Annotated in this window: 3 protein-coding genes; all 3 read left to right on the top strand. The window is 35.0% G+C overall.

All coding sequences use genetic code 11. From position 1 onward, the window contains the following. Positions 1 to 261: T9SS type B sorting domain-containing protein (locus BM024_RS13525; protein ID WP_143077788.1), on the top strand; the 261-nt coding region annotated here is incomplete at its 5' end. A gap of 315 nt (positions 262 to 576) precedes the next feature. Further along, complete coding sequence (locus BM024_RS13520) at positions 577 to 6,663, top strand: choice-of-anchor J domain-containing protein (protein ID WP_090681508.1); 6,087 nt, start codon at positions 577 to 579, stop codon at positions 6,661 to 6,663. A 248-nt stretch (positions 6,664 to 6,911) separates the two neighbouring features. After that, positions 6,912 to 12,066, top strand: a 5,155-nt coding sequence (locus BM024_RS13515; RefSeq protein WP_090681505.1) for a choice-of-anchor J domain-containing protein, incomplete at its 3' end; no start/stop codon positions are given.

Raw genomic sequence — 12,066 nt, 5'->3', positions numbered from 1 at the left:
TACGAGGATTGTCCAATAGCTAAAGGGATTTCACCAAATGGAGATGGTTTGAACGATAGTTTTGATTTGTCTTTACACGGAGTGCAGAGTTTGAAAATTTATAACCGTTTTGGTGTTGAGGTTTTCTCTTTTGGAGCTAATTACACAAATCAATGGGTAGGGCAGGATAAGTCTGGAAACCCACTTCCTGATGGCACTTATTATTATGTAGTTACAGCTTTTGATAAGATAAGAACTGGTTGGGTGCAAATCAATAAATAAGAGTATTGTTAATTTTAAATTGTAATAAAAGCTGTCCTTGAAAGAGGACAGCTTTTTTGTTTTTAAAGAGTTGTCAGTTGTGGATTCCAGGTTATAATTATTTGAGATAAAATGCTTATTTGTTAATAGGGTGTTGATTTTATAAATGTGTTTTAAACTTGTTTTTTTGTTTAAATGTTGAATAAACATTGTTCATGAATGCTTTTCAGTGGTTTTTTATAAACGAAATGAGTTAATTAACTTTTCTGTAACTACGATGGTTAATTAAAAGTTAATTGTTTATATTTGATTGTTGACTAACTATAATAATATAAAATGAGAAAAATAATGTTCTTGCGGAGTACTTGGTTGGTATACCTCGTACTCTTATTTTCGGGATCCATTTTCGGGTCAGGCTCTGGAAAAGATTTTTGGAAGTCCAATTCGTATCCACCCAATTTAAATTTTTTGCCGTACTATGAGTTTTCCATGGTTCAGAATAACAGTCTATTGGTGGCTAATTGTGCTTCAGCGACAAATGTAGCTTCAAAGAACCCAAAGTCTGATGAAATAACATTATTTTGGGATGATGTTACTGGTGTTTCATGGGAGTATATGGTCCAGGTAGCAGGGGGAGCAGTACCAACTGGTAAAGGAATAGCAACGAGTACGAATGAAGTTATTGTTAAGAAGGACTTTTTGGGAGCGAATTTAATCGCTAATACTGATTATGAATTTTTTGTAAGAACTAACTGTGGAGTAGATGGTTTTGGAGGTTGGGAAGGTCCTTATGATTTTACGACTCTTTGTATGTCTTTTTCACTTCCTTTTACGGAGAGCTTTGATAGTAGTTCTGATAGCTCAGAGTGTTGGACTATATTAGATGTCGGGAATGATCAGGCAACATCTTGGAATGGTTTAATGAATATTTGGATAAATGGAACTAACGCATATAAAGGAAACGGCAATAAGTATTTTGACGGAGGATCTGGAAAGAGTCATAATGATTGGTTGATTTCTCCAGCTCTGACCATGTCTGGAAAAATTTATGCAATTACATATTACTATAAAACTGATACTTATTACAATAATGAGTTTGAAGTATTGTTGTCTACTAAGGGGATGGATCCTGTTGATTTTACAACAGTTTTGCAAGCGTCAAGTGTTCAAAAGAAAGGGGCATATACCAAAACGGTATTATATGTTACTGGTATAACTGGGGATGTATATATTGCATGGCATGTTTTGGCTAAGGGGTACACAGAAATTATGATTGATGAGGTGTCTGTAGCTGAGATTGATTGTATTGCGCCAAAGGAAAACGTTATTGTGGATAATGTAAAGACAAACGAAGCGACTGTAACATGGGAAGATGATAATAATGATAAGTGGGAGTATTATGTTCAAGAAGCTGGAGGGACTAGCCCAGTGAGCAGTGGTTCATTAGCTAATTCAAAAAGTCAGGTTATTAAAAAAACGAATGGTGTGGGATCATCTAATTTAAAGCCCAATACGGATTATGAAATTTATATACGTGCTAATTGTGGGCCAGGTAAATATAGTATGTGGGTGGGGCCGATTAAATTCAGAACTCCTTGTGATGTATTAAATGCCGATTTTTGGGAAGGTTTCAATAAGAACTCACAAACTATCAACTGCTGGAACATACTTGATTTAAATAATGATAAAAATTCTTATGGGGATAATGCTTGGAAACCTTATAACTATGGTTATTATGAAGGTGATCAATCAATGTATTTCTATAGCAATGTATCAAATAATGATGATTGGTTAATTTCGCCAACAATTAAAACGATCGCTACAGAAATTTATAGATTAAGATATCGATATAAGACGAGTAGTTACAATAATTCTGAGTTTGAGGTAATGCTTTCATCAAAAGGAAATGGTGTTTCAGACTTAACAACTACACTTATTCCTAAGAAGGTTTATAAAAATGAGGCCTATTTAGAAGCGAAGGCATTTGTTTCAAATGTTACTTCTGCAACAATAGGATGGCATGTAACGACAAAGTCGAGTACGAATATCTATATAGACGATGTGTTTTTTGAAAAGGTTGTTGGTTGTCCTGAGCCTCTAAATTTAGATGTGAATAATATAAAGGATAAAAGCGCCACTTTGAATTGGACAGATGATTTTAAAGCTACAGGTTGGGAATATTGGGTTCAAGCAGAAGGGGAAGCAGAACCCGTGGGTAATGGAATTTCTTCAACTAAAAAGAGTGTAGATGTAATCAAGGATGGAAAAGGTAGTAATCTTACGCCTAATACAGAATATGAGTTTTATGTTAGAACAAATTGTGGAGATGGTACATTTAGTGTTTGGTCAGGCCCCTTTGTGTTTAGAACGGCCTGTGCTGTCTTAGATTTACCTTATTGGGAAGGATTTAATTCTAATTCCGAAACTATTTACTGTTGGGATCAATTGGACGAAAACAAAGATGGTAGTGGTACATCGAATAAATGGGTGAATCAATCTTACGGACAATATGAAGGAAGTCATACAAAATACTTTTATGTATATGATTATGATAATGAAGTTGAGACAGATGATTGGTTGATTACTCCTACTTTAAAACTTGATTCAAAAAAAATGTATCGTTTTAGGTACTACTATAAAACGAATGACTATAATGATTATAACAATTTTGAAGTTTTAGCTTCTAACTCAGGAAGGAAAACTACTGATTTTAAGAAGGTTATTGTAGCAAATAAAAATTATAAAGTTTCCAATTATCTTGAGCATAGATCTTTTATTTCGAATTTTGGAGGTGACGTTCAATTTGCTTGGCATACGTTTGGTACGGGGTCTAAAAACATTTATATTGATAATGTTTTTGTAGAAGAAGTCTTAAATTGTCCTGAACCCTTGGAACTTGGCGCGAAAGACGAAGAAAAAAATAAGGCTACTATTTTATGGACAGATGATTTTAAAGCGACTAAATGGGAATACTATGTTCAAGAGCAGGGGGTAGGAGAGCCTTTGGCTACGGTTGCAGGAACATCTACTTCTAAAAAGGAGAATATTGTAGATAAAGAATTTTCAGGTGAAGCTTTAAAACCAAATACGGATTATGAGTTTTATGTCCGTACAAATTGTGGTGATGGTACTTTTAGTATTTGGACAGGACCCTATGTTTTTACAACAACTTGTGATGTATATACTACTCCATTTTTAGAAGGTTTTAATAGTGATACTAAGACAATTAGATGTTGGTCAATTCTAGATGGGAATGATGATGGATTTATGTGGACCTTGTATAACTGGGGAAGTTTTGAAGGTGATGGGTCGATGAATTTTAACAACTATTATGATGACGGGAATTCTGATTTATTGGTTTCTCCAACTTTAATTATGAGTAATAGTACCTATGTATTGAAATATCATTACATATCAAGTGATTGGTATGATCCAGCTGAAGTCGAGGTAGTATATTCTTCTGAGGGTGTGTTTGCGGATAAGTTTACTACGGTTATTCATCCTAAGGAAGTATTTAGTAATACTAATTGGAAGGAAAAAGTAGTGTTTTTTAATGCTGCTGCTGGTCAAGGAAATATCGGATGGAATATTCTTTCTGAGACAGGTTTGGATTTTAGTATTGATAAAGTGATTGTTAAACAGGTTACCACATGTAAGGAACCTTATTATGTTGAAGTAGTTGGACAAACTTCTACAAGTATTGATATAAAATGGCAACAAGATGGAGGAAATACTGAGTGGGAAATTATAGTTGTTAAAATTGGCGATGATGAAACGGGAACGCCTGTTAAAACCATGACTGTTAAAGGTAGTCCACAAGCTTCAATAACTGGACTGCCAGCAGGAGCGGGTTACACCATTTATGTTCGAGCTAAATGTTCAGATGGTTCTTTTAGTGATTGGTCAACGGGAATAAGTTCGGGAACGAAACCGGGTGGTAATGAAGTTTGTTCTGGCGCTATTAATATGCCAGTAAATGTTGGAAAAGACTGTGAAAAAATTGTTTCTGGTTCATTAATCGGGGCTGTAGATGAAAAGCTGGTGGATAGTCCATCTTGTAACGTAGGTTTAAAAAGAGATATATGGTTTGAGTTTACTGCTATTAGTGATTCTCATCTATTAAGAATTCTAGACTGGGTGACTTTATCAGGAGATTCTTATCCTCCAGATATTTTAGGTACAATCTATGATCAACCATGTGGTTCTATTACCGCAACTGCTTTGGAGTGTTTTTACTTCTCTAATTCGGACTATGGTTCTAATAAAGGAAAAGTCTTTAAAGGCTTAATCCCTGGTCAAAAATATTATGTAAGATTAGGACTTTCGGATAGTGATGAGGTTGATTATGTTTTCAACCTTTGTATGAGTTCACCAAACTATCTTGAAGTGAGTCCACAAGGTGAAAAATATACGACCGAAGAATTGGTAAAAGATGTATTGGTAAATTCTAATTGCGATTTGGTTTCTAATGTTAGATACCAAGTTGGGGATGGAAGTGCTCCTACAAATTCTGTTAATGCTTTAGCGTATTTTAATAAGAATGATTCTGATTTTCCTTTTGAAGAGGGGATAGTATTGTCTACAAGTCAGGTGAAATTTGTACCGGGACCTTATACAGAGTCTAATAAAGGAACTAATCCAAATAGATGGAAAGGAGACAAAGATATTAATGATGCCATCAAAGATGCTGGAGGAGGTCCTTTAGAAGATAAAAGAGTTACTCAATTGGAGTTTGATTTTATTCCTATAAAGGACTCTATTAAGTTTGATTATCTTTTTGCTTCGAATAGTTATATTGATGGCTGTACTTATACTTGTATGAATGGAGCTTTATTTGCTGCTTGGTTAATTGATACTACTACTGGTGAAGGTGTTAACTTGGCGAAGATTAAAGGTACTAATACTCCTATTTCATTATATACTATTTGGGATAATGAGAAAATTACTGGAACTAGTTGTAATTCATATCCTGAGCTTTTCTGGAATAATTATACTGGACATACTGATCCATTTGAGGCTCCTTTAAATTTTGCTGGTTCTACTGTAGGGATGAGTTCCGAGACTGTTTATGTTGTTCCTGGACGACAATACCACATCAAATTAGCGGTTATGGACTTTTGTACGAATGATGCCCACTCTTCCGCAGTGTTTTTTGCTGCAGGTAGTTTTGACTTGGGTAGTTTAGATTTAGGTGCTGATATGTTAGTTGAAGATGGAAGTGCATTATGTGGTGGAGAATGTGTTACCATCAAGTCAGGTTTAGGTAGTGATGGCGTAGATATTAAATGGTATAAAGACGGGGTGGTTATCGATGGAGAAGCCAAAGCAGAATTGGAAGTTTGTGAATCTGGAACCTATAAAGCAGTTGCTTTTTATCCTGCTATTAAATGCGAGGTATCTGGTGAAGTGGTTGTTGAGATATTTCCTGCAATCTCTCAAGTGGTATTACAGCCTAAGGATTTAAGTGTATGTGCGAATTTTCTGGGTACTATTGATGTTGATTTAGCTTCTCAGGAGGAAGCGATGTTTAAAAATGTTAATAAAGAGGATTACGAAGCTACCTATTATTTGGATGTGAATGAGGCTAAACAAGGAAGCGATAATTTCATCGATCCATTGTATAATTACAAGAGTGGTACTGGTGAGATGACGGCTTACATTAGGATAGTGGATTTACGTACAAATTGCGCGGAGATTTTTGAGATTAATATAAGAGTGGTAAGAGGTGAGTTTCCTTCTAAACCAGAAGATGTTGTAGTTTGTGCTAAGTATGTTTTTCCTAATCTTTTAGAAAACCAGTTTTATTATACAGAGCCAGGTGGTAAAGGGAATAAATTTGTAGCAGGCGATATCTTAACCACAGTTGGAGACAATACTATTTATGTATTGCAAATGAACGGTGATGAAGGTTGTTATGAGGAAATATCTTATAAAGTTTCAATTACTGGCGAAGTGAAAGCAGATGTGTTCGAAAGTAAGGTTTATAGATGTTTATTGTATCCACTGAAACCACTTTCAGAGTTTAATAGTTACCATTCTGAACCAGGAGGTAAGGGTGTTAAATATGAAGTAGGAACTGTGATTTATAAACCGCAGAAAATATATGTGTATGCTAGTTCTCCTGATGGATTGTGTGTGGATGAGAGTAGTTTTACGGTAGATTACGAGGATTGTCCAATAGCTAAAGGGATTTCACCAAATGGAGATGGTTTGAACGACAGTTTTGATTTGTCACTACATGGAGTGCAGAGTTTGAAAATTTACAATCGTTTTGGTGTTGAGGTTTTCTCTTTTGGTTCTAATTATACGAATCAATGGGTAGGACAAGATAAGTCTGGAAATCCACTTCCTGATGGTACTTATTATTATGTTGTTACTGCTTTTGATAAAACAAGAACTGGTTGGGTACAAATTAATAAATAAGAGTTTTTATAAGGTTATTAAAACCGCCCTAATAAAAGGGCGGTTTTTTTATTGTGAATAAATGAATTTTTAAACTTCATTAAGGTGTTTTTTGTTTTTTAGTACTATTAATTAATAATAATTGCATTAATAAAAGTTCAAAGTGAGAATATTTATGTGTATCTGTTTTTTTTAACAAATTGACTGCCTAATTTTTAAGAGTATTTTAAGTATATTTGTTTGTTGACTAATCTTTAAAATAAATGATAATGAAACTACAAAAATACATCCGGAGTTTTTGGTTCGTTGTTCTTGCTGTTGTAATTCCGAACTTGGCGTTGGGAGACAGTAAAGAAAATGCCGTTTGGGAACAAATATCATACTCGCCAAATCTAAACTTATTACCTTACTATGAGTTAAATAATTACTTTGAATTTGCAGGTCTTTATGCGAATTGTACCTCTGCTTCTAATGTTGGCTCAAAAAATATTAAATCTGATAAAGCGACTCTTTATTGGGATAATGTTACCAGCGTTTCTTGGGAGTATGTTGTTCAGGTATCAGGGGGAACTCTTCCTACTGGTTCAGGTATTTCTACAAGTGTTAATGAAGTTATTGTGGATAAGGTTTTTTCCGGTGCTTTATTAACTGCTAACACTGATTATGAATTTTATATTCGGACAAATTGTGGAGTAGATGGTTTTGGTAACTGGGAAGGTCCTTATGACTTTACAACTCTTTGTTTAAGTTTTGCACCTCCATTTAAGGAAGGATTTGAAAGTGCTTCTCAATCAATGGAATGTTGGACAATATGGGATATTGAAAATGATGCTGAAGTTAATCCGTGGGGGACAGAAAACATTTGGTATAAATCCAGTGATGCTTATGTAGGTAGTGGTTCGATGACTTTTAGTGGGGGTTGGGGAGCAACTCATGATGATTGGTTAATATCTCCTTCTATTACTTTAGGAGTAGGTAATTATGCTGTTACATATTATTATAAGACAGATAGTTATTATGACAATGAGTTTGAAGTATTATTGTCGAAAGACGGTATGGATATTTCTAAATTCTCAACAGTTTTACAAGCTAAATCTGTTCAAAAGGTTAATAACTTTAAAAAGAAAGTGATTTATATTACTGGCATAACAGGAGATGTTCATATTGCATGGCGTGTGCTGGCTGAGGATGGGACAGAAATTGTAATTGATGAGGTTAGTGTTGAAAAAGTAGATTGTTTAGGGCCTAATGATGATGTTATAATGAGCGATATTCAAACGAATAAGGCTAAAGCTTCATGGAATGACGATGTTAATAAAGAATGGGAATATTTTGTTCAGGAGTCTGGTGGAGGAGAACCGGTTGGAAGTGGGTCTGTGGTAAAGAAAAATAGTACAGATATAACCAAGACAAGTGGAACGGGGGGGACTAATCTTAAACCTAATACGGAGTATGAATTTTATGTTCGTTCAAGTTGTGGGCCTGGAATGTATAGTGGTTGGGTAGGTCCTATTGTTTTTAGAACCCCATGCAGTAATTTCCCTACTCCATTCTGGGAAGGGTTTAATAGTACTTCTGAAACTATAGATTGTTGGACTATTGTTGATAATAATGAGGATGGAGATAGTTGGACATGGCAAGATTATGATGAGTATGAGGGAGATGGAATCATGAATTTTTATGGAAGTGATAATGATGATTGGTTGATAAGTCCAACTTTCACTACGGATATTACAAAAATTTATAGGTTGAAATATCATATTAAAGCGGATACCTATTATAATAATGAGTTTGAAGTGTTAATGTCATCTAAAGGGTTAGGGTTAACAGATTTTACAAATGTTTTATCTCCTAAGGGAATCTTCAAGCTTGGGAACTATGTTGAGAAAAAGTATTTTATTTCGGGTGTTTCATCAGTAAATGTCGCTTGGCATGTTACTTCTTCTTCCTCAAGTGGTATTAATCTTGATAATGTATTCTTTGAAGAGGTTATTGGATGTCCAGAACCTTTAAATTTAGGGGTTAAGGATTTGAAGGAGAAAAGTGGTATGTTGACTTGGACAGACGATTTTAAAGCTACAAGCTGGGAATATTGGGTTCAAGCAAAAGGAGGTAAGGCACCTACTGGGGCAGGTACTGTTGTTACTAAGAAAGAAGCTACAGTTTCCACTGATCATGCTGGCAAAAATCTTACTCCTAATACTGAATATGAATTTTATGTTAGAACAGTTTGTTCTGATGGTAGTACAAGTGTATGGTCTGGACCATTTGTTTTTAGAACTATATGTGATGTAGTTGCATTACCTTTTTGGGAAGGGTTTAATAAAAATTCACCAACTATTTATTGTTGGAATATATTAGATATTAATGGAGATGGAGGTGATTACGATGGTAAATGGATGACAATTGATTATAATCAATTTGAAGGTAGTGGAGGAATGAAATTTTCGTACGGGGAATATGACTTTGAAACAGATGATTGGCTCATTAGTCCTAATTTCGATTTTGATGCAAAGAAAATTTATCGATTAAAATATCATTATAAAACAGATACTTATAGTGAAGAAAGTAATTTTGAAGTTCTAGCTTCTAATTCAGGGCGTGCTCCTAGTGATTTTACAAAGGAGATAGTTGCAGATGCGACCTATCTTTTAGATAATTATAAAGAACACACAGTGTTTATTACTAATTTCGGAGGAGAAGTAGCTTTGGCATGGCATGTTACAGATGTCGGATATAAAGATATATATATAGATAATGTTTTCGTGGAAGAGGTACTAACTTGCCCTGAACCTTTGTGGTTAGATGTTAAGGATGAAGGAAAAAATAAGGCTACAATTTCTTGGACCGATGATTTTAAAGCTACTAGTTGGGAATATTTTGTTCAAGAACAAGGTAAAGGAGTTCCTGCGTCAAATGGAACAGTTACCTCTAAGAAAGAAAATGTTGTTGACAAGGAACAATCTGGGGGTGTATTAAAACCAAATACAGATTATGAATTTTATGTTCGTACGGTTTGTGGTGGGGGAACTTATAGTGTTTGGGCGGGTCCATTTACGTTTACTACAACATGTGATGTTTATAGTACACCATTTTGGGATGGATTTAATTCAGATACAAAAACGTATAGATGTTGGACAATATTAGATGAAAACGGAGATGGAGATCCAGAATGGGGAGGAGATATGTGGGAGTTGAGTGATTGGAATATGTATGAAGGAGATAGGGGAATGTATTTTAGTGTTTGGGATGATGATTTGAATGATGATTGGTTGGTGAGTCCAACGATATCCATGGACAATAGTCCATATATTCTAAAGTATCATTATAAATCGAGTCAATGGTCACCTGGAGAGTTTGAGGTATTACTTTCTTCGGGAGGGGTGTCGACCGATAAATTTACAACGGTATTAATTCCTGAGGAGACATATGATAATGAACAATGGGAAGAAAGAGTCTTGTTTTTCAACGGTGTCAAAGGTGACGTTAATATTGCGTGGAGAGTAATCACTGATGGTGAAACTAGTTTTGGATTGGATAATGTTCACATTAAAAAAATTGATAATTGTCCGGAACCTTATTATGTTAAAGTAACAGGAGAAACCGCAACTACTTTAAGTTTGGAATGGCAACAAACGGGAGGTGTAACAGAATGGGAGGTAATAGTAGTAAATTATAATGAAGATGAAACAGCGACGCCAATTAAAAAAGTAAACGTAACAGGTACTCCATCTACCACTATTACAGGGCTAGATCCAGGTAAATCATATAGGGTGTATGTTAGAGCAAAATGTGGAAGTGGAAATACATTTAGTGATTGGTCAACTTCTGCAATTGGTGGAACTTTGGTGGGAGCTAATGATGAGTGTAGTGGAGCTTTGAATATTCCAATCAATTCTGGAAAAGATTGTTTGCTTACTGTTTCTGGATCTTTAAATGGAGCAACTAAATCATCTGGAGTTATAGCACCAACATCTTGCGGAGATTTTGGATCACCTAAGAGTAAGGATGTGTGGTTCGAATTTACAGCTATATCGTCTACTCATACAATAAGTGTTCAAAATTTAATTAGTTTGAAGGGTAATAATCCGTATTTAAGTTTTGCTATTTATGATCAACCTTGTAGTGGAATGACTGCTACAGCTTTTTCTTGTTTTGGCTTAGGAGTTGATGAATTCCAAGTGTTCAAGGATCTTGTGCCTGGACAGAAATACTACGTTCGAGTGGGGGCAGCTGATGATGAAACTGATTTCTATTTTGATTTGTGCATTACTTCTTTATCATACTTAGTTACTTCTCCTAGTGGAGTTGATTATACGGTAGAGGAATTGGTGGAAGATGTGTTGGTATTAACCAATTGTGATTTAGTTTCAAACATAACCTATCGAACAGGAACTAATTTTGGAGGAGAAAATGGTATTGGTTATTTTAATAAAAACAATTCTGATTTTGGTTTTGAGGAAGGGGTAATTTTGGCTACTAATGGGGTTCGTTTCGGAATGGGGCCTGGAGGACAAGATGAAGGAAATGATAGTGAGACTTGGTTGGGGGATGATGATTTGAAAGAATTATTACTTCAAAATGGAGAAGTAGGGGAAAATTATAATGCGTCTGTGATAGAATTCGATTTTGTTCCTATAGTTGACACTTTGAAATTTGATTTTATCTTTGCTTCTAATGAATATGGGGTAGATTTTCAATGTACCTATTCGGATGTGTTTGCCTTTTTCTTAACAGATTTGACTACGGATGAGGTTTCGAATTTAGCGGTAATACCAGGAACTAATACTCAAGTGTCGGTTACGACTATTCGGGATGCTAAATATCAAGGAACTTATACTTGTGGAGATTCAAATAAAGAGTATTTTGATAAGTATTATGGGGAATCAGGTCTTCCTGCGCAAAATAATGCTATTAATTTTGGAGGTAGAACAGTTCCTATGACTGCAAAATCAGCTGTCGTCCCTGGTAGAAAATATCATATTAAACTGGCAATTGCAGATCATAAAGATTCTAGTCTTAGTGCAGCTGTTTTCTTAAATGGGGGAAGTTTTAACTTGGGTAATTTAGATTTAGGAGCTGATTTAACTGTAGAGAATGGAACTGCACTTTGTAGTGGAGAGGCTAAGACTATCAAAACTGGATTGGGAACAGAAGGTATTGAGATTAAATGGTATAAGGATGATGTTTTGATTGTTGGAGAGAATGCGCCAGATATAGAAATTAGTGAAAGTGGCACTTATAAAGTTGTTGCTAAATATGTAGATATTAATTGTGAGGTGACAGGTGAAATCACAGCGGAGATATTCCCTGCTATTTCTACCGTTGTTAAAGATCCGAAGAGTATTTCAATTTGCAGAAATAGTTTGAATAGTCAGCAAATCGACCTGAGCTTGGCAGAGTTGGATATGTTTGGTTCTGCTG

This window comes from Myroides guanonis (assembly GCF_900114085.1).
In the GTDB taxonomy this organism is placed as follows: Bacteria; Bacteroidota; Bacteroidia; order Flavobacteriales; family Flavobacteriaceae; genus Flavobacterium; species Flavobacterium guanonis.
Note: the sequence above shows the minus strand (reverse complement) of the source record. Positions and strands in the feature narration are given on the sequence as shown.